Raw genomic sequence first — 22620 nt, forward strand, 5'->3', positions numbered from 1 at the left:
GTCAGAAGGTGCCGACGAGGTAGAAGCCCGGCAAGGGTGTGATGACCCAGTACCAAATGAGTAGCAGGGTGACGAGAAAGCCTGTGGCGAAGTTCAGGTAGAGAAAACGGTGCCAGCCGGCGTTGGCTCGTTCGGCATCCGCATCGGTGATCGACCAGAAGGGCAGCACGCTGAGCGCGTACGGCACGGCGAGCAGTGCGGCGAGCGGCCCGGGCCACGTGGTGAAGAGCATCAGGATGCCGCCGAGAACGTAGGCGAAGAACGCGAAACGCACGGTCTGGCGACCGCCGATGACGGTAGCGATAGAGGCGATCGAAGCCTCGCGGTCTGCCACGATGTCTTGCACGGCGCCGAAGGCGTGGCTGGCGACTCCCCATAAGAAGTAGGCGGCGAGCAGCGCCCAGAGTGCGGGCGTGAAGAACGCTCCCGCCAGAACGAGGCCATAGACAGCGGGGCTCACGAAGTGTGTGCTCGAGGTGAGCGAATCGACGAACGGGCGCTCTTTGAACCGCAGCTTCGGCGCACTGTAGGCGATTACGGCGAACACGCTGATGGCGAGCACCAGCCACGACAGCGGTGAGCCCACGATGACGAGGTAGACGAGAAACGGGATGTTCGTGGCCGCCGCCGCGATCAGAGTGGGTCTGTGCAGCTTTCGGCTGAGCACCGCGCCCTCGACGCCGCCCTTGCGGGGGTTTCTGAGGTCGGATTCGTAGTCGAAGACGTCATTGATGCCGTACATGGCGAGGTTGTACGGAATCAGAAAGTAGAGGGTGCCGAGCACGAACGTGAGGTCGACCTCGCGGGTCGTGAGCAGGTAGCCGGCCGCGAAGGGAAACGCAGTGTTGATCCACGAGAGCGGTCGCGACGAGAGCAGCACCTGGCTGAAGGTGCTCACCGCTTCACCGCCCCATCACGTGCACGTCGCGCAGGCAGCAACGCCCAGAGCGCGGGCAGCAGCAGCACGGCGCCGAGCGCGTAAGCGAAGTCTTCGAGCGGGGCCACGCCGATGAACACTCCCGAAATGAGTGCTCGGTTGTACCCCACCAGGCCGATCGAGATCATCACATTGTCGAAAACCGCGGTGATGACGAGCAGAACGACGGCCGTGATGACGAGCGGCAGCATCCGTGGGCGGCGACGCACGACGCGAGCGATCACGGCGAGCAGCACCGCGGCGGCGAGAAAGAACGCGTTGAGGCCCCAATACGTCATGACGCTTCCCCGTGATCGCGCCGGGGCTCAGGATGCTCGGCAGCGGTGCGTTCGGGAGCGAACCGCTCGAGCATCCGCCCGACCGCCGTGAAGAGGTTCATGGTGAGGTAGCAGAGCAGGGCGAGAAAGAAGAGCTCTTCAAGGGGCAGCTCGCGGGCCACGACGATGCCGGTCATGAAGCTGGTTTCGCCGCGAAAGAAGATGCCGAGGTTGATGCCGGCCGCGTCCCAGCCGAGAAAGAACAGCACGCCTACGGCGAGCACGATGGCCGCGCGGCGCGCGTCACGCCAGAAGAAGAGGTGAAAGCGGCGATCGAGCAGCACCATTCCGGTGAGGGCGACGAGCAGGCCGAGCAGGTAGAGAACGCCCATCAGGCCGAGTCGGGTTCGGCGGCGGTGGCCGGTTCGGCCGCGGTGGCCGGTTCGGCGGCGGCAGGCGCGGCGGCGGCAGGCACGGTCGCCGAAGCCGGTCCGGCGACAGGTGCGGTGGCCGAAGCCGGTCCGGCGGCCGCGGCCGAGTCGGGTTCGGGTGCGCGCGCCTCGTCGCGCAGCGTCAGGGGCGGCTCGGGCAGAGCCGTGGTCGAGGTGTCGCCGCGCAGGCGCTTGATGACGAGTTCGGCGCTGATGAGACACATGGGCAAGCCGATACCCGGAATGGTGGAGCCGCCCGCGTAGTAGAGGCCCTTCACCTTCTTACTCACGTTGCCGGCGCGAAAGAACGCGCTCTGGCCGAGAGTGTGGGCGGGGCCGAGGGCGGTGCCATTCCAGGCGTTGAGGTCTGCCGCGAAATCGGCGGGCCCCACGGTGCGGCGAACGGTGATGCGTGAAGCGAGATCAGGGATTTTCGCCCAGCTCGCGATCTGCGCAATGGCTTCGTCGGCGATCGCCTCGACCTGCGGTGATCCGCTGCCGTCTTCGCCGCCGTGCCCGATGCCGGGGTCGGCCGGAATCGGCACCAGCACGAAGAGGTTTTCACTGCCTTCGGGCGCCACCGAGGCATCCGTCGCGCTCGGCCGACAGACATAGATCGATGCGGGGCTCGGCACCGAAGTCTGCCCGCGGGGGCCGAGGCCCGCGGGGCCGGTCTTTCCGAAGATTTTTGTGAAGTCGGCCTTCCAGCTCTTCGTGAAGAACAGCGTGTGGTGCAAGAGCTCAGGCAGCTCGCCCGACACCCCGAGATAGATCAGCACGGCGCTCGGGCCGGCCACCTTCTTCTTCCAATAGCTCGCCGGGTAGGTTTGCAGTTCAGGCAGCAGCATGGTGGTCTCGACGTGCTCGAGGTCGGCGGCCGCCACCACGATGTCGGCGTCGAGCGAGTGGGCCGTTCCTGCCTCGTCGAGGTACTGGATGCCCGAAACGCGGGCCGGCACCGCACCGGCCTTCGAGGCCGCCTCGCTCATCGCGGGTTCGTCGCCGCCGGCAACGCCAACGCCGACAGTCGTGCCCGCGCCCTCGCCGCCACCGCCCGCTGTGCTCGCGCGCGACGCATCGGCTCCCGGCGCACCCGCACCGCTCACCCTTTGCGCGCTCGCGCCACCGTGCCGCACTGGGTCGTAGTCGACCTCGCCCGACAGCACCCGCCGCAGCTCGTCGCGGTCGAGCACGTTCGTGTCGAACTCGTGCGTGTCGTAGTCGTACGGGCCTGGTTCGGGCTCGGGATGCGCGGCGGCTTCGACCTCGTCATCGGTCGTCACGATGCGGGTCACGCTGGCATCGGTGATGATCTCGACCCCGGCGTCGACGGCGAGCTTCTCGATCGTTTCGATGACGGTGTTCAGGCCGCCCTGCGGGTAGAGCACCCCATCATCGAGGTCGAGATGGCTCATCAGGTGATACATGCTCGGAGTGGAATATGGCGACGACCCGAGAAACACGGCCGGGTAGCCGAGAATCTGCAGTAGCCGCGGGTCACGCACAGTGCGCCCCGCGAAGCTGTTCAAAGACTCGACGAGCAGCCGCACCAGCCGCGGCGAACGCCGCGTGACCGGGCCTTTCAGAAGCGGGCGCAGATCTTCGAAGGTGGAGTACAAGAAGTACTGCTTGGCCAGATCGTAGGTTTCGGCGGCCGAGTCGAGATACCCGGCCATGCGCACACCCGAGCCGGGCTCGAGTGACTCGAACAGATCGAGGTTCTCTTCGCGCGAGGCCGCGATGTCGATGGCGTTGTACTCGTCTTGAAACAGCACCCGGTAGCCCGGGTCGAGCTTCTGCAGGTCAAGTTGATCGGCGGCGGTCGTGCCCATCAGCCGGTAGAAGTGGTCGAACACCTCAGGCATCAGGTACCACGAAGGCCCCGTGTCGAACCGAAAGCCGTCTTTCTCCCACAAACCCGCTCGACCGCCGACCGCGCTCTGCTTCTCGACGACCGTCACGCGGTAGCCCTCGCGGGCGAGCAAGCCCGCCGCGGCAAGCCCGCTGATGCCGGCGCCGATGACGACGGCGTGCGGCTTGGCGGAGCCGAGCACGTCATCGAAGGCGTCACCCTCGATCAGCCGGGCGATCTCGACCGTTTCTGAACCGTCGATCTCGACGAGTCGAGTGATCTCCACCGTCTCTGCCTGATCTGGCGGCACTGCTTCGTCGAAGTCAGGGTTAGCGCGCGGGTCGTCTGCACTCATCGAGGCTCCTTCGAGAGGGGCGGGCGGGGCTGAAGTGGCGAGCTGACCGGCACACGGTGCTGCGGCGTCGGTGGCAGTCGCCCTGCCGCGGCCGACGCCGCGATACGGAGCTTCACCGGGTTCGGCACCCGAATGCGCGTCTCGGCCAGCACCGCTGCTGGCGTCGAGCGCAGCCGAACGGTCAGCTCGGCGAACAGGCCCTGCGCGAGAGCAACCGCGCGCCGGCTCGACGGCGGCAAGTCGCCGAGCACCGCCCGTGAGATACGCAGATCGTTGTCGATGTCGTCGAGAATCGCGGCCTTCGACTCCTCGCTGAACGTCGACACGGTGACGCCCGGAAAGTAGCTGCGGCCGAGCCCCGCGAAATCCGCGGCGAGGTCACGCAAGAAGTTGATCTTCTGAAAGGCAGCGCCGAGGTGACAGGCTCCGTCGACGAGGGCGGCTCGCCGAACATCCGCAACTATATGCCCGTGCAGGAATGTAGCGAGGCACATCAAGCCCACGACCTCAGCTGAGCCGTACACGTAGCGGGCGAAGCTCTCGGGGGTGTGCTCGACCTCGGTCAGATCTGCCCGCATCGAAGCGAAGAACGGCTCCACGAGTTCAGCGCCGAACGACACCTCGCGAGCGGTGAGCGCGAACGCGTGCACCACGAGATTCGTGCTGTAACCCACCGCGATGGCGTCGAGCGTCTCGTGCTCGAGGGTCGACAGCAGTTTCGCAATGTCATCGGGCGCCAGTTCGGCCGATGCCGCGACCCCGTCGACGACTTCGTCGGCCAGCCGCACGAGCGCGTAGATGTTCGAGACGTGCTGTCGCACCTCACCCCCGAGCAGGCGCGAAGCCAGCCCGAACGACGTGCTGTACCGGCGAATGACGATGCTCGCGGTCTCGATGGCCACCGTGTCGTAGAGCGTGCGCGCGGCCGACGTCATCGCACCCTGTCGAGAACAGAGTCGATCACCGGGCGAAACTCGACCCGTGCCGCCTCGGGCAGAGCTGGCGAATCGAGGGCGGCGGATGCTCTGCTCGCGTACTCGCGCGCCAGATCTTCGGCGTACTGACGTGCTCCGCAGTCTTCGAGCGCGGTGCGCACCACGCCCGCTTGTGCCCTCGTCAGGTCGGGCAGGCCGAGCCAGCGCGAGATCTCGATCCACTCGGGGCGAGCCGAGGCGTACGCGATGAGCGCGGTGCGCTTGCCCTCGCGAAGGTCGCCGATGGTCGTTTTGCCGGTGGCGGCTTCGTCTCCGAAGACGCCGAGCAGATCATCCACCAGCTGATAGGCGATGCCGATGTTGCGGCCGAACATCGCGAGCGCCGAGACGGCCTCTTCGGGCGCGCCCGCCAGCACGGCGCCAGCCTCGACCGGCGCTTCGAACGAGTAGACGGCCGTCTTCAGTCGTTCCATGTCGACGACTTCGTCGACCGTTGGCATTGACTTGAGCTGAGAGAAGTCGACGTCGAGCAGCTCTCCTGCGGCCGACGCGAACATGGCTTCATCGAAGATGTCGTGCAGCCGGGTGCGCATCTCGTCGCCAACGCCCGCCTTGTCGATCATGCGGAACGCGTTGAACAGGGCGAGGTCACCGGCGATCACGGCCACCGAAAGCCCGCGATGCTCGGCGGCCGGCACCGGAATGCCCGCTGTTTGAGCGAAGTCACGGTAGACGCCAGACACGTTGACGCCGCCGCGCCTGATGAAGTCGCGGTCGATCACGTCGTCGTGCACGATGAGCGCGGTGTGCAGCAGTTCGAAGGCCGCCCCAACGTGTGCGGCGGCCTCGTGATCGGTGCCGCCCAGAGCCTCGTACGCACCCATCACCATGGTGGGCCGAAAGCGCTTGCCGCCCGCTGAATTGCGTTCGAGCGTCTGCCAGAGGGTCAGGTACCGCGGGCCGACCGCGCTCGCCCGACTCTTGGCGAGGCTGAAGAAGCGGTCGAGCACAGCATCGACCTGACTCTGTCGGCGCTGCGCCTCGACGACGAGGTCGTATGGGTCCACTCTGCGAGCGTAACCCACGGTGCCAAAAGATCCGCTGAAGCCGTCAAGCCCTTGCGCTCGGATACCTGAACTGCTCTGCTGAAAGGTATGCTCGGCTGGCTGTGAAAGGCGTCGCGAAGCGGGAAGAAGGTGCCATGACCCTCACCAACGAACAGGTGGTGCTGCTGTCTGACGCCGGGCTGCCTATCGGTGTCGCCGACAAAGCGCTCGTGCACACCAGCCACACCGCGTTGCACCTCGCTTTCTCGTGCCATATTTTCGACGAAGCCGGGCGCATCCTCGTCACCCGGCGAGCGCTGACCAAGCGCACGTGGCCGGGCGTGTGGACCAACTCGTTCTGCGGCCACCCGGGGCCCGACGAGGGAATGGAGTCGGCCGTGCGCCGCCGCGCTGCAGCCGAGCTCGGCGTGACTCTGGCTTCGCTCGAACTCGCGCTGCCCGATTTTCGCTACCGTGCCGTCGACGCCTCTGGCGTGGTCGAGAACGAAATCTGCCCGGTGTATGTGGCGACGCTGACGGATGCTCTGGCGCCCAACCCCGACGAAGTAGCCGAGACGCAGTGGGCCGAGCCGTCGCGTCTGCTGGCCGCCATCGAGGCGACCCCGTGGGCGTTCAGCCCGTGGCTGTCGCTGCAGCTGCCGCAATTGCTCGGCTAGTCACCGGGTCTGGAGGGTGAACCCTCCCTCGGTTGGCGTCACCACGATGTCGGCCAGCGAGGCGACCACGATGTCGGCGTCGAGTTCGGCGGCCTGGTGCGTGCCCACCACGGCGACCGTGAAGCATCCGGCGGCTCGCGCGGCGGCGAGGCCGGCGGGGGCGTCTTCGAACACCACGCAGTCGCGCGGGTCGACGCCGAGTCGGCGCGCACCCTCGAGAAACGGGTCGGGGTCGGGCTTGCCGCGCACGGTGTCGTCGACTGTCACGACGACGGAGGGCGCCGGAATGCCGGTGGCAGCGATGCGAACCGCCGCGAGCGGCCGGGTGCACGAGGTCACGATCGCGCGCCTGGAATCGTCGAAGCTGCCGAGCAGCTCGGCTGCCCCGTCGAGCACCACGATGTCGTCGACGTCGGCGAGTTCGAGCTCGGCGACCCGGTTGAACGCGGCCTCGAAGCGGTCTTCGGGCACGAGCGCGGCGATGATGTCGCGAGCGGGCCGGCCGTGCATCCCTTCGCGAAAGTCGGGCGTCATGCCCCATTCTTCGCCCCAGCGAATCCACGAGCGGTTGACCGCGGGCGTCGAGTCAATGAGGGTGCCATCGAGGTCGAAAAGGGCGGCGGCGAGCGTTCGAGAGGGCGAGGAGGTCACTCTTCGAGGCTATCGCGGCTAGTGCGGGTCAGTCACCGTCAGCTGAAAGCCGCCGTCGGCCTGCCAATTGGCATCGAAACGAGCTTGCACCACCATGTTCGAGCCCGAACGGGGGCTCAGGATGGTCGAGGTAGTCACACTCGCCTGCAATCCGTTCATCTCGGCGATCTCTGCGCTCTGGCAGGTTTCGCCGTAGTCGGTGGTTCCGCCGAACACCACGAGGCAGACTCGGCCGTCGGGGGTCAGCGCGGCGAAGGCGGAGCCGGGGGTGTACTGGCCGCGGCTGAGCAGCCGATACGACGATTCCACGGTGTCGCCGGGTATGACGGTGCCGGGATGATCGGCGGCGGCTTGCGCGTTCGAGAAGATCGTGGCGGGCGCGAACGCGGGCGCCAGCAGTTGCACGGAGGCGCTCGACGCCGTGCCCGGCACGATGAGGCCGGTCTGGCCGGAGGCTGCGGCGGCGCCGGCGGCCGAGGCCGCTGCCGCGGAAGAGGCGGCGGCAGCTGAGGCCGCGTCACCCGCGGCGCCCGCGCTGGCGGCTGAGGTCGAACCCGCGGCGCCCGAGCCGGGGTCTGAGGTTGAACCCGCGGCCCCCGAGCCCGTGCCCGGCGCCTCGCCGGAGCTTCCCGGCGCGGTATCAGGCGCCGAACCCTGAAGCGGCGAGCCGGCGACGGTCGAGGCGGCGGCGCCAGGCGATCCGGCTGCAGCGGCATCGCTCAACGCGGAAAGCCCCGAGCCGCCGAAGGTCGCCATGCCCGCGATGGCGATGATGGCGATCACGGCCGCCGCGCCAGTGGAGATGGCGATTCGCGCCGTGACTCGGCGTCGGTGCTGGCGCCGCAGTGCATCCGCTGCCGCTAGAGCCACCGCATTCGACTCGGCGGCGCGACGCTCTTCGGCCCGTTGCGCCTCGGACGCTTCAGCGTTCGCGAGACTCGCAGCGGCGGCTTCGCGTTCGGCAGCGGAAGTGTCGCGGGCGTAGACGAGCCGCTTGAGTGCGGTGATGTCGTCGCCTGGGTCGGTCATCCCTCCATCTTGCCTCGCTCGGCTGCATCTGGGGCTGTGCCCACGACACTCGCAGCAGCAGACGGGGGGCTGGTCGCGGGCAGGCTACGCGCCTACGCTCGAAGGCATGACTCCTCGCCAGCAGCGCGTTCTCATTCTCGGCGGCGGATACGCCGGCCTCTACACCGCCCTCGGCCTGCAACGGCATCGAGGCGAGACTCCGCTCGACATCGTGGTGGTCGACCGCAATCCTTATATGACGTACCAGCCGCTGCTGCCCGAGGTGGCCGGCGGGCACGTGGCGGCGAGCGATGTTGCGGTGTCGCTGCGGCGAACGCTTCGGGGTTCGCGGATCATCCGCGGCTCGCTGGCTTCGCTCGACGTCGATGCCAAGACCGCGCGCGTGACTGCTGTCGATGGGTCTGAACTCGACCTCGACTACGACCACGTGGTGTTCGCGCTCGGCGCCGTGACGCGCGTCTTCCCGACCCCAGGGCTGCACGACAACGCGGTGGGCTTCAAGACCATCGAAGAGGCCGTCTACACGCACAACCGCGTGCTCGAACAGGTTGCTCTTGCTGCTGCACACACCGATGCGGATGCCCGGGCCAAGGCCCTCACGTTCATGGTGGTCGGCGGCGGATACACCGGCGTCGAAGCCCTCAGCGAACTGAGCGACCTCAGCAAGATCGCGGTGCGCGCAAACCCCGCGCTCGACATCTCAGAGCTGCACTGGGTGCTGATCGAGGCGCTCGACCGCATCGCGCCGGAAGTCGGGCCCGAGCTCTCGAAGTGGAGCCTCGAGCAACTCCGCGAGCGCGGTATCGACGTGCGGCTGAAGACCACCATCACCTCGGCGGTCGACGGAAACGTCGAGCTCAGCACGGGTGAGATCGTGCCGGCCGACACCATCATCTGGACAGCCGGCGTGCAACCGAACCCGGCGCTCGACCACACGAACGCCCCGCGCGGGCCGAAGGGGCACGTGGTGGCGAACACTCGCTTGCAGGTGGTACGAGATGACGGGTCGGTCGTCGAAGGGGCGTGGGCGGTGGGTGACAACGCTCAGATTCCCGATCTGACGGCCGCGAAGCAGCCGGCGTACTATCCGCCGAACGCGCAGAACGCGTTGCGTCAAGGAGTACTTCTGGCGCACAGCATTCTGGCGAGCATCCGGGGCGAAGAAGTGCACGAGTATCGGCACGCCTCGCTCGGAACGATTGCCGGGTTCGGGGTCGGCCACGGTGCCGCGCTGCTGAACCTCGGGCCCATTCGCGGCGTGAAACTGCGCAATCTGCCGGCGTGGCTGGCGCACCGGGCGTACCACGGGGCGGTGATTCCGACGGTTCGGCGCAAGATTCGCGTCATCGCGGGCTGGGCTGTCGAGGCCGCCACCGGGCGCGAAACGGTGTCGCTCGCGGTGACGCAGCATCCGCGGCACATCTTCGAGGAGTCGTTCGACGCGCTGCCCAAGAACGACAGCGCGGGTTGAGTGGGCCCAGCGGGTCGCCGCATCGGGGGCGAGGCGCGGTTAGGCGGGGTCGCCCGAGACGTCAGTGCGGTGAAAGTTGAGGTGCGAGCGTGAGGCGGTGGGCCCGCGCTGGCCCTGGTAACGCGAGCTGTACTGTGCTGAGCCGTACGGATGCTCGGCGGCAGACGAGAGTTGAAAGAAGCAGAGCTGGCCGATCTTCATTCCGGGCCAGAGTTTGATGGGCAGAGTGGCCACGTTCGACAGCTCGAGGGTGACGTGGCCCGAGAATCCGGGGTCGATGAACCCTGCGGTCGAGTGAGTCAACAGGCCGAGCCGGCCGAGCGAGCTCTTGCCCTCGAGGCGCGCGGCGATGTCGTCGGGCAGCGTGACCTGCTCGTAGGTCGAGCCGAGAACGAATTCGCCGGGGTGAAGGATGAACGGCTCGTCTGCCTTCGCCTCGATGAGGCGGGTCAGCTCGGGTTGGTCTTCGGCCGGATCGATGAACGGGTACTTGTGGTTGTCGAACAGCCGAAAGAAGCGGTCGAGCCGCACGTCGACGCTCGACGGCTGCACCATAGCGGGCTCATACGGCGCGAGCCCGACGCGCCCGCTGTCGAGTTCGGCCCTGATATCGCGGTCGCTGAGAAGCACGCCGCCAGCTTACCTTTCGGCGCGCCGCGTTCGTGGCGGCGGGGTCGACACGGGAGCGCCATGCGGGCGACCGCGGATGCAGCGGTGGGCGGCACGCCATACTGGGGGGCGTGAATCGACTCCCCCGCCTTGCCGCCGTGTTGACGGCCACCGCCCTGACCACCGTTGTGCTCGCCGGATGCTCGGGTGCAGCGACCCCGGCGCCCACCGTCACGGTGACGGTGACACCCGGGCCGACCACGACGCCGACGTCGACCACCACCGGAACCGCGACACCGGAGCCGGCGAGCGCGAAGAGCGTCACGCTCGATGCCGACGGCATCGTCGTCTCGGCGTCGGAGGGCACTATCAACGCGGGGTACTTCGACGGAGTAACTCCGGCGGTCAACGCCCTGACCGTGGCTTTCGGCAGCGTGCAGCCGACGTTCTTGCCTGCCGGAAAGTGCAACGCCGACCAGACCACGTACGACTGGGGCGCAGTGAAACTCACGTACCTGGGTTCTGATGCCTCGGCGGCCAGCACGTTCATCCTGTCGGCAAGCACCGCACCGACCACGGTCGACGTGAGCACCGCTCTCGGCGCGCGCGTGGGCGGAAGCTGGAAGTCGTACATCGCGAATCTGCCTTCGTCTGCGCTCACCCGCGATGACGGCACCTACCAAGACGCGCTCGAGTCGGCCACTCCGGGCGGCAGTTCTAGCACGGTGGGCACGGTGGTCACCGCGACGAACGGCGCCATCACAGGCATCACCGTACCGATCGACTTCAACGCCGACTGCTGACCCCGCGCGCAACCCGTCGGCCGCGACCGCGATGTCTCCGGGCGAGAGCGAGCGCCTAGGCGGTCGCTGTGGTCCGCAAGTGTCGCTCCGCGCGCCGGGCCGGCGGGTGGGCGGCGCGTGGGGCAGGCGGGTGGACGAGTAGTCCGACCTGTCAATACGACTGCGGCTGCGTGAAGAGGTTGTGCGGGTCGTACTGCTGCTTGAGTTGGGTCAGGCGCGGCAGGTTCGCGCCGAAGTAGGCGGTGTCGGCGTCGGGAACCGTGGCATCGCAGTAGTTCACGTAGGCCCAGTTCTGCCAGTGGTTCGTCATGGTCGTGCGAAAGGTACGCACGTACGCATCGAAGGGTGCGGGGTCTGCGCCCACCGCGAAAGTCGCCGTATATTGCACGGTCATCAGCGCCTTGCGGTGCACGAAGGCCGTTGCCGAAGGGTCGACGGTCGCCACGACGCCCCCCAGAGCATCCATCGATATGCCGCCCTCGGTCATGCCCGAAACGTTCTGCGCCGCGTTGACCTGGGCGATGAGGTCGCTAATTCCCGACGAGTCGAGGGTGGTGTAACCGATGTTGGATGTTCCCGACGACGGTTCACGGGTGAGTGCGCCCCCGGGGCCGGTGTTGCACTGGGCGATGGGAGTGTTCTGGCAGCCCGCCTCGATCATCATCGCGTCGACGTAGGTGTGGTGGAACGACTGGTTCGTGGTGGGCGACGCACTCACTCCGTTCAGCAGGGGAGCGAGCTGGGCCGCGAGCGCTGATTGCTCACCGATCCAGGTGCCGGAGACCGAGACGCTCGGGTCGCCCTGATGCGTTTCGCCGCCGAGCAATTTCAGGGTCGACCAGAGATCGTTGTCGGCCGACGGCGCCCAGGTCTGCCAGGCTGCGATCACGTCGGCCGCGGCCGACCACGGCCACTCGACGTACCAGGTGGTGACGGGCGGGGCCGCTTTGGTGGCGAACGTGAGACCGGTGACAATGCCGAGGGTGCCACCACCACCGCCCTGGCACGCCCAGAACAGGTCGGAGTCGGTGCTGGCGCTGGTCTCGTGCACCGTGCCATCGGCGGTCACGATCTCGACTCCGGTGAGCTGGTCGCAGGCGAGGCCGAAGGCGCGAACGAGCACGCCGACGCCGCCGCCCAGGGTGAGCCCGGTGACGCCGACCGTCGCGCAGGAGCCGCCCGCGACGGCCCGGCCCGCGGTGCCGACCGTGTTGTAGACCTGCGCGAGACTGGCGCCGGCGCCCACCTGCACGGTGCTCTGATCAGAGCTGAGGGTGACATCGGTGAGGGTGGCGGTGCTGATGACGAATGACGCCGGTACTCCCGTGCCGGGCGCGCCACCCGCAGACCAGCCCTCGTAGTTGTGCCCCCCGGCGCGCAGGGCGAGGGGCAGCGCGTACTTCGCCGCGAAGGCGAGGCCGGCCGCGACATCGGCGGCTGAGGATGCTTGCAGTATCGCAAGCGGCTGGGCGCCGTCGAAGCGCGGGTTCTCGGTGAGCTTCACGGTGGCGTAGCTCGCGTCACTCGGCAGAACGAGGGTGCCTTTCACCTGGGTGGCGAGGTCTGTCCAGACGGGAAGGCCCGCCGGTGTGGAGGTGGGCGTCGCGGTTGGCGAGACGGGGGTGGGCCCCGGGCCCGAGCAGGCCGCGAGCAACGTGGCCGCGGCGACCGAGGTGCCGGCCGTGAGCAAGAACTGCCGCCGTGAGAGTGGGCTCATGGCAGAAGCCTAGGGCGTCAGCGGTGGGGCGCGCGGGCGACATGACGGGGCGGGGTCGCGACGGCAGCGGCGTCGAAGCGGCGTTGCGGCGACTCACGTGGGTCATGTCAGCGCCCGACATCGCACCCGCCCCGTTCAGTAGAATGGCCGCATGGGCCGATGGAAACCGGATGCTCGGGGGCGCCTCATGCAGAGCGCACTGGAGCTCTTCACCGAGCGCGGATTCGAGCAGACCACCGCCCTCGAAGTCGCTCAGCGAGCCGGGGTGACCGAACGCACGTTCTTTCGGTACTTCAGCGACAAGCGTGAAGTGCTCTTCGAGGGGTCGGGTGAGCTGCTCTCTGGTGTGGTCGGCGCCATCACGGGGGCTCCGGTGAACATGGCTCCCATCGATATCGTGACGGCTGCCATGCAGGAGGCGGCCGAGCGCATGGAGCCGAACCGGCCCTACTCCATTCAGCGGGCCGCCGTCGTGGCGGCGAACGCGAGCTTGCACGAGCGCGAGCTGCTGAAGCTCGACGCCTTGAGTGCAGCGGCAGCGCACGCACTGCACGGTCGCGGAGTGCCCGAGCTGGCGGCGACAATGGCCGCCGAGTCGGGCGTGAGCGTCTTCAAGGTGGGCTTCGACACGTGGGTGGGCGCCGGCCCCGAGGTGACCTTCGCCCAGTGCATCCACGCCTGCCTCGATGAGCTCAAAGGGCTCACTGCTGCAGCTCAGTAGCGTAACGCGATAGCCTCGCTCACCCAGCGGTGGTAGAGCCCCCAGGGGTCGTCTACTCCGGCGCGAAGTGCCGAGACGTGCTGCTCGAGAGCCTCGTTCGCAGTGAACCACTCGCTGCCGGCGATGCGGTGGCTCGCGAACTGCTTGTGCCTGCGACGCTCGAGGAGGCGGTCGCCGCGTTCGAAGGCGAGCAGCTCGTCGAAGTGCAGCTGAGCGAGCCGCCCACGCGGATTAGCTGAGGTGCCGATCTTGATGGTGTTCGCCGAGCGAACGTAATACACGACATCCACTCGCGGTGCGGTCAGTTCGCCGTCTGGCGCGTCACCGAGCTTCCATTCACAGACCGCGCAGAGCCAGCCCGAGGGGTAACGCACGCCGAGTCGCGAGCCGCAGGCCGGGCACGGGGTGGGCAGCACGTCGGTCACGCCGACGTCTCGCGCCACGAAATCGTAGGCGGCGAGCAGAGCGCGAGGGGGGCTTCGGGGTCGACGGGGTACGGGCATCCACTCTCGCCTGCATCGCTCAATCGAGTGCTCGCCGCACCGCTGACTGCACCGCCTTCAGGCGAGTGGATGCTGCACCGCTCCATGCCGCAAAGCTACGTCACCCCGCTGACAGTGGCTGCCGCTAGCGTCTGCGTCGGGAGAACCGATGGCAGAGAACATCAGCGCCTGGTGGGCGCGCAGGCAACGGTCGAAGGAGACTGAGGTGCCCTACCCGATCGGGCGCTACCGGGCTGACTGGCAACCGTATCCGGTGCTCATTCGGCAGTACCACCCCGACCTCAACAACGGCATCACGCTGACTCAGATTCCGCCCGCGGCCGAGGTGTACCTCACGTGGTGCTGCGACTCGGGCCACACGTTCGTGGCTACGCCGACCGAACAACGCGAACGGCCTGGGCGCACGAGGCGGCGTTCGTCGTGGTGCCCCGAGTGCTCTGCTGCGGCGGTGCCGAAGCGCGCCGCGACTCGGCAGCCACGGCGGCCCGGGCGCGCCCCAGCCGGCGCGGCGGGCGCGTCGGGCTCGGCGGGCTCAATTTCTGCGGGCGAAGCGTTTGTGAGCCCGCTGGCCCCGAAACCAGCGTCTGCGGCCGAAGCGAAGCTGCGGATGCTGCTTTCAGAACGACTCGACCTCGATCTGACGCCGAATGCTGTTCGCACGAGCAGGCCGTTCTTCGGTCGGCTCGAAGTGTGGCCCGACATCGTGATCGCCGACCTCCGCGTCGCCATCGAGTACGACACCATCGGGCGGCACGGGCTCGAGCATGTGGGCAAACGGGAGGTCGCCGACCGCCGCAAAGACCGGTTGTTGCGAGCTGCCGGCTGGGAAGTGGTGCGAGTTCGCTGCGCACAACTGCAGCCGCTCGGGCCCCACGACGTGCGTGCATCCGGGGTCACCTCGGCGTCGGTCGCGCGGCTGCTGGATGCTCTGCGCGACATTCGCGGAGATCTGATCGTGAACGCCTACCTGCGCTGAGGCTGACCCCGGGCATCCCGAAGCACGGTGAACCTGCGAGTGCGTCGGTGAACGCGCTGCTATTCTGGGAGCACGCGAGTGTAGTTCAATGGCAGAACTTCAGCTTCCCAAGCTGATAGCGCGGGTTCGATTCCCGTCACTCGCTCTGAAGAAGTGATGCCCCGGCTGGCGCCGCAGAAGTATGCTGCTGAAGCAGGAGGTGCCGCAAATGGTCAAGCTGATGATCGTCGTGGGCAGTGTTCGCCCGGTTCGGGTGGGGTTGCCGGTCGCCGAATGGGTGCGCGATGTGGCCGCTGCCGATGAACGGTTCGAGGTCGACTTCTGCGACCTGAAAGAGCTCGATCTTCCGTTCATGGATGAGCCGAAGCATCCACGTTTTCACGACTACAGCCTGCCGCACACGTTCGCCTGGAGTGAGCGTGTGGCCGGCACCGACGCGTTCATCTTCATCAGCCCCGAGTACAACTACAGCTATTCGCCCGCGCTCAAAAACGCCATCGACTACCTCTTCGTAGAGTGGCATCGCAAGCCGGTCGCGTTCGTGGCCTACGGCGGCGCCTCGAGCGGCAGCCGTGGGGTTGCGGCGATGCGCCCGGTGATGGCGGCGACGGGCATGGTGGCGGCGATGGCCGGCATTGAGCTCACGTTCGTGGGGCAGCACGTGGCCGACGGGGTGTTCACGCCGACGGATGCTCACACCGCAGCCCTCGTGAACGTGCTCGCCGAGCTGGCCATACTCGGGCCTGAGCTGGCCACGATGCGCGCGAAGCTCTACGGCTGACGGCTGACGGCTGACGGCCGAACGCTGAACGCTGACGGCCCGCGACCGAGCGGCGGCGGGCGGTGTCGGTGGTTCGCGGGAGGATGGGTGGGTGCCTACCGCTGACGAACTACTCGGGCCCGATGTTCTGGCGAGACTCATCGGGGTGCTCGAGGGCGTGCTGCCCGGGCATCCATTCGCCGCGTTGCGGGCCAGCGCCGAGAAGCTGCCTCCGCTCGCTCTGCGGCAACGCAGCGAGCTGCTGAAAGACGCTCTGCTGAGCGACCTGCCCGGCAGCGCGGCCGAGTTGGCCGCCACGGTGCGCGTCGCGATGACCGACGCGCGGTTCACGGGGTGGCTGATCTGGCCGGTGACCGAGGCGGTTTCGGCGCGGGCGCTCGAACCCCCGGTTCGGCCCGACGACTTCGACGATGCGTTGGCGCTGCTTGCAGAGCTGACTCCGCGGCTCACGGCCGAGTTCGCGATTCGTGGGCTGCTGCAGGCCGACCTCGCGCGGGCGCTGCCGACCATCCTGAGCTGGGTGCAGAGCCCCGACCCGCACGTTCGGCGCCTCGCGAGCGAAGGAACGCGCGCGTTTCTGCCGTGGGCCAAACGCGTTGCGGCCCTGCTCGAGAACCCCGAGAGCACGCTGCCCATCATCAACGCGTTGTATCGCGATGAGAGCGACTACGTGCGGCGCTCGGTGGCGAATCATCTCAACGACCTCAGTCGGCAGAGCCCGGATCTGGCGGCATCGGTTGCGGCTGAGTGGATGCTCGCTCCCGACGCCAATACGGCCCACGTGGTTCGGCACGGCCTCCGTTCTCTCGTGAAGAAGGGCCACGGGGCTACTATGGCGCTGTTCGGATTCTCGCCGAACCACGGCGTCGCGGTCACCGGGCCGGTGTTGCGCGCAACCGAGCCGCCCGACCCAGTGGTTCTCGACCCAGCGCACCTCGACTCTGCTCTCCTCGGCCGGGCCCTCCTCGGTCGGGGCCTTCTCGATTCGGTGCCGCTCAACCCGGTGCCGCTCGACCCGGTGCCGCTCAACCCGTTGCCGCTCGTCGAAGTCACCATCGGCGACGAGCTTGCCTTCAGCGTGAGCCTGACGAACCCCACCGCGCAGCCCGCGACCCTCGTCGTCGACTACGTCGTTCATCACCGCAAAGCCAACGGAACCCAGACCACCAAGGTCTTCAAACTCACCACGACCACACTCGGCCCAGGGCAATCGGTCACCTACGAGCGCCGCCACTCGTTCAAACGCATCACCACTCGCACATACCACCCCGGCGAGCACGCCATCGAGGTGCAGGTGAACGGCGTCGCCTCGGGCCGCACGGCGTTTCTGCTCCGCGCCGATCAGCTCCCGGGTCCTTGACCTCCAGCACACCTCTGTAGTTCGGCCCCGCCCCGATCTGCCCCACCAGAACTCCGATCCGGAGCGCGGGACGAGCGGGAGCGGAGCGGAAGCGGAGCGGAAGCGGAGCGGGAGCGGGGCGGAGCGGGGCGGAGCGGGGCGGAGCGGGGCGGCCGAGACGAGCGCGAGCGAGGCGGCAGCAGCGGCAGATCTTGAGCAGAGCACCGAGACGCGTTGCGGCGTAACATTTCGGGCATGAGTAGGGTGGCGGCGAGCGCGAGAGCGGGGGCGGCGGGCGGGCGAGTGGATGCCCGGCAGAACGCCGCCGACCGCACCGCCGTCGTGACGCGGTTCGACCCGAGGCTGCTGCTGTTGCGGCGGGCCGTGGTGACCATGGCGGCAGCGCTCGCGAGCTTCTTCACGATGTGGTTCGCCGGGCTGCCGCTCGCGGTCGGAGTCACGCCGGCCGTGCTCGCCGTGGTGCTGACGATCACGTTCTCACGCACCGAGAGTAAGGCCAGCGAGAGCGCTCTGCTGCAGCGGTTCGTGCTGATTCCGTTGGTGGCGGCCGCCGCGACGGGGGTGGCGTGGCTGTTCAGCACGGTGTTCCCCGTGGGAGCGCTGGTGTTCATCCTGGGCTTGTCGCTCTCTATTTGGGTGCGCCGGTTCGGGCCCCGGGCCGCACGCCTCGGATCGGTTCTGTCACTGCCGCTGATGGCCGTGCTCATTGTTCCCGTGCAATTGCCACGTTCGTTGCCCGCGTGGCTGGCGATTGCGATCAGTGTTGTGGCGGCGCTGGTGGCCGTCGCGTGGGTCGAGCTGCTGCAGTGGTTGGCGCGCGTGTCGGGCTTTCTGCCCCGCCGAGACCTCGAGGCGTCGGCCCGTCTCGACGCCGCGGCCGATGGCGTGGCGGGCTCCGCGGCCGGTGACGCAGCGGCGGGCGGCTCCGCGGCCGGTGGCGCCGATGCCGACGGTATGGTTGGCCCTCCGCCTCGGCCCGCCGATGCAACCACTTCACCCGATGCATCCCGGCCCACAGCCGCCACTTCACCCGACGCATCCCGGCCCACAGCCGCCACTTCACCCGACGCATCCCGGCCCACAGCCGCCACATCACCCGACGCATCCCGGCCCACAGCCGCCACGTCACCGACCACCAGGGTCGCCGTTTCCCCACCCAGCCGCCCGCAGCCCCGCCGTATCCTCCCGAGCACCCGCATGGCCGCGCAGCTCGCGGTGGCGCTGGCCGCCGCGTTCATCGTGGGCCGCCTCGTCTTCCCCGACCACTGGGCCTGGGTGGTACTCACTGCGTTCATCGTCTGCGCCGGAAACCGCGGCCGCGGCGACGTGGTGTACAAGAGCATCCTGCGCGTGGCAGGCGCCGTAGCGGGCACCGTCGCCGTGGTCGCCCTCACCGAAATGCTCGGGGCAGAAGGCGGCACCACCGTCACCATCGCCATCTTCACCATCCTCTTCTTCGCCCTCTGGCTGCGCGACATCAACTACGCCTTCTGGGCGGCCGGCGTCACCGTGATTCTCGCCCTGCTGCAAACGGCCTCCGGCGCAAGCGTGCTCACAGGGGGCCCCCTGCTCGGCGAACGCATTGTGGCCATTGTGGTCGGTGCCCTCTGCGGGGTTCTCGCCTCCTGGTTTCTCCTCCCGGTACGCACTGAGGCGGTGGTCAGAAAGCGGCTGGCGGATGCTCTGGCCGCCGCCTCGGTGGCCGTTCACCCGAGCACCGAACCCACCGCGCGCCTTTCGGCGCTGGCCCTGTTCGAGCAGAAACTCGACCTCGTCGAACCCGTGGCGCGGGCCGTTCGCTCCCACCGCGGATTCACCCGACTCTGGCGCCACTCCCCCCACCCGGCCGACCTGATCGCCGCAGTCGCAGCACTAGAGCCCCTCGTGGCAGACCTCGTCGACCGCCTAGCCCCCACCGCGGCCCCCTCTTCGGCAGTACCCTCCGCCGCGCTGCCGCCCCCGAGCCCCGCGCGCCTGGGCGCCATCGCGAAAGCGGTCGGCGCAGCACGCCGCGCTCTCGCGAGTACGCCGCGTCTCCCGCGCGGCGAGGCAGCCGCGGCGCAACCCACGAAGACCCCATCGCCCCCTGCCCCCGGCACCGACGCCGCAATCGCCGCAATCGCTCAGGTGCGCACCCTGCTACTCGACGCCCTCGTCGACGCCTGACTGCATGATTCCTCGAGTATCTGAGCCGCCGAAGCCGGCTGGGCGCCGAGACTATCGACCGCGCGGTGAACACGTGCGCCGCGAAATCGCGGATCGACTGCGGGTCGAATACGCTAGAGCGAACGCGCACGAGCTGCGCTGACTACTCAGACGCAGACACTGCCGCGCAGACAGTTCCGCGCTGTGCCGTTTCGAACCCGCCGTGCACGCCGCGATCATCCGGCGCCCAACCGACAGGAAAACCCCGCACGTGACAACTCCCCGCCTCGTTGCCTTCGACCTTGACGACACGCTCGCGCCGTCGAAATCGCCCCTCGACCCCGAAATGGCCGAGCTGCTCGTGCGGCTTCTGGGCGTCGTCGAGGTGTGCGTGATTTCGGGTGGACAGATCGCCCAGTTCGAGATGCAGGTGATCGACAACCTGCAGGGCGCGAGCGACGCCGCGCTCGAACGCCTGCACCTGATGCCCACCTGCGGCACCCAGTACTACCGCTACACCGATGACGCCTGGACTCAGATCTACGCCCAGAACCTCACCGACGACGAGAAGACCCGCGCGCTCGAAGTGGTCGAGCGCGTCGCCCGCCGACTCGGCTACTGGGAGACGAAGACCTGGGGGCCCATTCTCGAAGACCGCGGTTCGCAGATCACGTTTTCGGCGCTCGGCCAGAGTGCGCCCGTCGCCGAGAAGACCGCGTGGGATCCGACGGGCGAGAAGAAGAACACCCTCCGCGAAGCGGCGCAGGCCGAGCTACCAGACCTCGAGGTGCGTTCAGGCGGATCGACCTCGGTCGACATCACCCGCCAGGGCATCGACAAGGCATACGGCATGAAGAAGCTCGCCGAGATGACGGGCATCCCGCTCGATGACATGCTCTTCGTGGGCGATCGCCTCGACCCCGACGGCAACGACTACCCCGTCAAGGCTCTCGGCGTGGAGTGCTTCGCAGTGGAAGGCTGGCACGACACGGCGGCCTACCTCGAGAAGCTCATTCCCGAGCTGCAGGCGGCCGCCGCCGCGAGTTGACGCCCGTCGCGGTCTGTGCGCCGGTTTGCGGCGTACAGTTGGGGCGATTATGCCCGAACCGCTCACGGATGCCCAGCTCGCCGAGCTCGAACGCACCCTCCGGGCGCAGCGGCTGGCGCTCGACGCCGAACAAGCTCGTTTAGCCGGCACGCTCGACGAAGTTCGGGCGGCTCGTAACGGTTCTGACGCTGATGACGAACACGACCCAGAGGGCCCGACGCTCTCATCGGAGTGGTCGCGGCTCAGCGGTCTGACCGCCGACTTCGCGGTGGGGTCGGCCGCCCTCGACCGCGCCGCCTCGCGCATCGGCGCGGGTTCATATGGGGCGTGCATCCGCTGCGGTCAGCCCGGCGGCTTCGACCGACTGGATGCCCTGCCCGCCGCCGAGCTCTGCATCACCTGCGCGCGGCTGGCCTGACACCCCGCTAGCATCATCTTTTTCTAGGCCTGTCAACCCTACCGTTTCTGAGTTTTAGCTGTTACTTTCAGTAAAGGTTTCGGGGGTTCCTGGGAATCTTGCCATTTGATGGGGCAAACGCCGGCGCAGCGGAGTAATTCCTCGTTCTGTACTAAGGAAAGCAATGTCACGAACGTTTTCTTGGCGGAAGGTGCTGGCTGTTCCAGTAGTTCTGTCTCTCGCGGTTGGCGGGGCTCTTTTTGCTGCTAGTTCGGCTAGTGCGGCGGATGCCGGACTCACGGTGACGAGCCCGACCGAGGGTTCAACTGTGGATTCGCGAACCGTCACCGTTTCGGGTTCGGTCGATGGTTCCGCGACGGTCATCGTGTACGCCGCTGACGGCACGACGGTGCTGGGTAGCACCAATGTCACCGGCGACTCCGGCGTTGCCACTCCCTATCAGGTGACGTTGCCGGCCTACGCTGACGACGCGGCTACATCGCAGACCATTGAGGTCGGCGGTCTCCTCGGCGGCAGTGGTATTCCGCAGGTGAAACGCACCTTCAACCTTCCAGCCTCGAACTTTGGTCTCACGGTCACGAGCCCGACCGAGGGTGAGGCCCTCGATTCACGCACTGTCGTTTTCAGTGGCGCGGGTGCTGACGGCTCGACTGTGAACGTGCTCGATTCGAAGGGCGACCCGATTCCCGGAACAACTGATGCTGTCGTCTCCGACGGCTCGTGGACAACGACGGGAACGTACGCCGATGACGCGACTGTTGACCAGACCGTCTCTGTGAACCAGGTTTCGAACGGCGCGGGTCACGGCACCGTCATCCGCAGCTTCACGCTACCGGCTCCTGCCCTCTTCCCGGCACCGGTGATCACCAGCCCGACGAACGGTCAGGCACTCACGGGCAGCACTGTCACGTTCACCGGCACCGGTAAGCCCGGCGCGAATATCGCGCTCATCATCGCGCCGACTGCGGCGCTGAAAGCGCAGGCGAAGGCCAAGGCGGCACCGGCCAAACCGACAGACCCGATCGTGGTGGATCCCACATCGGGCATCTGGACAGTCACTCTCGCTCTGCAGCCGAATGACTACACCGCCGTTGCCACCGAGGTCACCCTCGATTCCGACGGCAACCTGATCGCGATCATCTCCGAACCCTCCGCGCCAGTGGAATTCACCCTCGCCGCCGCAGCTGTCACACCCGTCGTCGTCGTCACCCCGACGACTCCGACAACGACCGCCGCTACTTCGGCGAGCGGCACGCTCGCTGAAACCGGCCTCGACGCGACCGCACTCGCTGGCCTGAGCGCCTTGCTGCTTCTCGCCGGGGCAGTGCTCGTACTGGTGCGCCGCAAGCGCCACACCAGCTAAGCCTGGTTCGAAGGAAGGCCCCGTTCTTGAATGGGGACTTCTTTCGTGCGACGGCGGCAGTCGAAGGAGTTGCGTCAAAGATCTACTCCTGCTGCTCGGCGATGATCTTCTCCATCACGTCGAAGAACGAGTTGTAGCCCACGATGGTCTGCGCGTACTGCTCTTCGGTGAGGTTGCCGCCCGACTGCGTCATGGTCATCTCGGTACCGCCGGCGACCTCGACGAGATCGATCGTGACGGGCTCGCGCGCCGCATTCGCGGGGTCGTCGGTCATGGTGAAGGCGAGCCGCGCGGGCGGATCGACCTCGAGGTATTCACCGACCCAGTTGATGATGGGGCCGTCAGGAATGTGCATGGTGGCTGCCCAGGCGCCGCCGACCCGAACATCCATCGAGAGCGTCTCGAGCGGAACCGCAACCGCCTCGGTGCCGAACCACACCGAGAAGTGCTCGGGGGTGCTCCAGAGGGCGTAAATCAGTTCGCGGGGAGCAGCGAACGTGCGAGTGATGGTGATGCCGTCGGTCATGAGCGTTCT

At 67.7% G+C, this 22620-nt stretch carries 23 protein-coding genes and 1 tRNA gene; 12 read left to right on the top strand and 12 right to left on the bottom strand.

From position 1 onward, the window contains the following. Nucleotide 1: 1 nt before the first annotated feature. Genes IEX24_RS15445 through IEX24_RS15475 form a run of 6 tightly spaced genes read right to left on the bottom strand, consistent with a single transcriptional unit; the run spans nucleotide 2 to nucleotide 5834 of the window. A complete protein-coding gene (locus tag IEX24_RS15445; protein WP_188679832.1) occupies nucleotides 2–898 on the bottom strand; it encodes a prenyltransferase in 897 nt (298 codons plus the stop codon). Then, on the bottom strand, nucleotides 895–1215 hold the full coding sequence (locus IEX24_RS15450) for a lycopene cyclase domain-containing protein (protein WP_188679834.1): 321 nt from the start codon (nucleotides 1213–1215) through the stop codon (nucleotides 895–897). Before IEX24_RS15450 ends, IEX24_RS15445 begins: the two co-directional genes overlap by 4 nt. Next, nucleotides 1212–1586: a lycopene cyclase domain-containing protein gene (locus IEX24_RS15455; RefSeq protein ID WP_188679836.1), complete on the bottom strand. Its 375-nt coding sequence runs from the start codon at nucleotides 1584–1586 to the stop codon at nucleotides 1212–1214. The genes IEX24_RS15450 and IEX24_RS15455 overlap by 4 nt, the downstream gene beginning before the upstream one ends. Beyond that, nucleotides 1586–3832, bottom strand: a complete 2247-nt coding sequence (crtI, locus tag IEX24_RS19665) for a phytoene desaturase family protein (protein ID WP_229715400.1) — start codon at nucleotides 3830–3832, stop codon at nucleotides 1586–1588. Before crtI ends, IEX24_RS15455 begins: the two co-directional genes overlap by 1 nt. Continuing rightward, complete coding sequence (locus tag IEX24_RS15470) at nucleotides 3829–4767, bottom strand: phytoene/squalene synthase family protein (protein WP_188679838.1); 939 nt, start codon at nucleotides 4765–4767, stop codon at nucleotides 3829–3831. The genes crtI and IEX24_RS15470 overlap by 4 nt, the downstream gene beginning before the upstream one ends. Next, nucleotides 4764–5834, bottom strand: a complete 1071-nt coding sequence (locus IEX24_RS15475) for a polyprenyl synthetase family protein (protein ID WP_188679839.1) — start codon at nucleotides 5832–5834, stop codon at nucleotides 4764–4766. The genes IEX24_RS15470 and IEX24_RS15475 overlap by 4 nt, the downstream gene beginning before the upstream one ends. Before the next feature lie 134 nt (nucleotides 5835–5968). Here IEX24_RS15475 and idi point away from each other — a divergent pair, with 134 nt between their 5' ends. Then, on the top strand, nucleotides 5969–6490 hold the full coding sequence (idi, locus tag IEX24_RS15480) for an isopentenyl-diphosphate Delta-isomerase (RefSeq protein WP_188679841.1): 522 nt from the start codon (nucleotides 5969–5971) through the stop codon (nucleotides 6488–6490). Here idi and IEX24_RS15485 read toward each other — a convergent pair whose 3' ends face one another. Beyond that, nucleotides 6491–7141, bottom strand: coding sequence for an HAD-IA family hydrolase (locus tag IEX24_RS15485; RefSeq protein ID WP_188679843.1), 651 nt, complete (start codon nucleotides 7139–7141; stop codon nucleotides 6491–6493). An 18-nt stretch (nucleotides 7142–7159) separates the two neighbouring features. Beyond that, nucleotides 7160–8170: a hypothetical protein gene (locus IEX24_RS15490; RefSeq protein ID WP_188679845.1), complete on the bottom strand. Its 1011-nt coding sequence runs from the start codon at nucleotides 8168–8170 to the stop codon at nucleotides 7160–7162. Between the two features lie 106 nt (nucleotides 8171–8276). Between IEX24_RS15490 and IEX24_RS15495 the strand changes: the two genes are divergently transcribed. Then, a complete protein-coding gene (locus IEX24_RS15495) occupies nucleotides 8277–9641 on the top strand; it encodes an NAD(P)/FAD-dependent oxidoreductase (RefSeq protein ID WP_188679847.1) in 1365 nt (454 codons plus the stop codon). Nucleotides 9642–9680: 39 nt separating this feature from the next. On the opposite strand, the gene dcd is transcribed toward IEX24_RS15495, so the two are convergent. Further along, nucleotides 9681–10271 (bottom strand): dCTP deaminase, encoded by a 591-nt coding sequence (gene dcd / locus IEX24_RS15500; protein ID WP_188679849.1) that lies wholly within the window; start codon nucleotides 10269–10271, stop codon nucleotides 9681–9683. 110 nt (nucleotides 10272–10381) lie between these two features. Between dcd and IEX24_RS15505 the strand changes: the two genes are divergently transcribed. After that, the gene (locus IEX24_RS15505; protein WP_188679850.1) at nucleotides 10382–11053 is read left to right on the top strand and encodes a hypothetical protein; all 672 of its coding nucleotides are present in this window, start codon (nucleotides 10382–10384) and stop codon (nucleotides 11051–11053) included. 151 nt (nucleotides 11054–11204) lie between these two features. Here the strand turns inward: IEX24_RS15505 and IEX24_RS15510 are convergent, their stop codons facing one another. Then, nucleotides 11205–12770: an FAD-binding oxidoreductase gene (locus IEX24_RS15510; protein WP_188679857.1), complete on the bottom strand. Its 1566-nt coding sequence runs from the start codon at nucleotides 12768–12770 to the stop codon at nucleotides 11205–11207. A 151-nt stretch (nucleotides 12771–12921) separates the two neighbouring features. Between IEX24_RS15510 and IEX24_RS15515 the strand changes: the two genes are divergently transcribed. Continuing rightward, nucleotides 12922–13491: a TetR/AcrR family transcriptional regulator gene (locus tag IEX24_RS15515; RefSeq protein ID WP_188679859.1), complete on the top strand. Its 570-nt coding sequence runs from the start codon at nucleotides 12922–12924 to the stop codon at nucleotides 13489–13491. Here the strand turns inward: IEX24_RS15515 and IEX24_RS15520 are convergent. Next, nucleotides 13485–13994, bottom strand: coding sequence for a GIY-YIG nuclease family protein (locus tag IEX24_RS15520; RefSeq protein WP_229715403.1), 510 nt, complete (start codon nucleotides 13992–13994; stop codon nucleotides 13485–13487). The two genes, IEX24_RS15515 and IEX24_RS15520, sit on opposite strands and share 7 nt — an antisense overlap. A 148-nt stretch (nucleotides 13995–14142) precedes the next feature. On the opposite strand from IEX24_RS15520, the gene IEX24_RS15525 reads away from it, so the two are divergent. The 8 genes from IEX24_RS15525 to IEX24_RS15560 all read left to right on the top strand — a co-directional run bounded on the left by IEX24_RS15525 (nucleotide 14143) and on the right by IEX24_RS15560 (nucleotide 22085). Then, nucleotides 14143–14970: a zinc-ribbon domain-containing protein gene (locus tag IEX24_RS15525; RefSeq protein ID WP_188679861.1), complete on the top strand. Its 828-nt coding sequence runs from the start codon at nucleotides 14143–14145 to the stop codon at nucleotides 14968–14970. A 74-nt stretch (nucleotides 14971–15044) separates the two neighbouring features. Then, nucleotides 15045–15115, top strand: a tRNA-Gly gene (locus IEX24_RS15530). Between the two features lie 63 nt (nucleotides 15116–15178). Beyond that, nucleotides 15179–15751, top strand: coding sequence for an NADPH-dependent FMN reductase (locus IEX24_RS15535; protein WP_188679864.1), 573 nt, complete (start codon nucleotides 15179–15181; stop codon nucleotides 15749–15751). 91 nt (nucleotides 15752–15842) lie between these two features. After that, nucleotides 15843–17111, top strand: coding sequence for a DNA alkylation repair protein (locus tag IEX24_RS15540; protein WP_188679866.1), 1269 nt, complete (start codon nucleotides 15843–15845; stop codon nucleotides 17109–17111). Between the two features lie 234 nt (nucleotides 17112–17345). After that, nucleotides 17346–19277, top strand: coding sequence for an FUSC family protein (locus IEX24_RS15545; RefSeq protein ID WP_188679868.1), 1932 nt, complete (start codon nucleotides 17346–17348; stop codon nucleotides 19275–19277). Between the two features lie 250 nt (nucleotides 19278–19527). Continuing rightward, a complete protein-coding gene (locus IEX24_RS15550) occupies nucleotides 19528–20304 on the top strand; it encodes an HAD-IIB family hydrolase (RefSeq protein WP_188679870.1) in 777 nt (258 codons plus the stop codon). Between the two features lie 49 nt (nucleotides 20305–20353). Then, complete coding sequence (locus IEX24_RS15555) at nucleotides 20354–20722, top strand: TraR/DksA family transcriptional regulator (RefSeq protein WP_188679871.1); 369 nt, start codon at nucleotides 20354–20356, stop codon at nucleotides 20720–20722. A gap of 307 nt (nucleotides 20723–21029) precedes the next feature. Then, the gene (locus tag IEX24_RS15560; protein ID WP_188679873.1) at nucleotides 21030–22085 is read left to right on the top strand and encodes an LPXTG cell wall anchor domain-containing protein; all 1056 of its coding nucleotides are present in this window, start codon (nucleotides 21030–21032) and stop codon (nucleotides 22083–22085) included. A gap of 82 nt (nucleotides 22086–22167) precedes the next feature. On the opposite strand, the gene IEX24_RS15565 is transcribed toward IEX24_RS15560, so the two are convergent. Further along, entirely contained in the window at nucleotides 22168–22611 is a 444-nt protein-coding gene (locus IEX24_RS15565; protein WP_188679875.1) for an SRPBCC family protein, read from the bottom strand. Nucleotides 22612–22620: the final 9 nt, after the last annotated feature.

It is taken from the genome of Subtercola lobariae (assembly GCF_014640255.1).
Classification (GTDB): domain Bacteria; phylum Actinomycetota; class Actinomycetes; order Actinomycetales; family Microbacteriaceae; genus Subtercola; species Subtercola lobariae.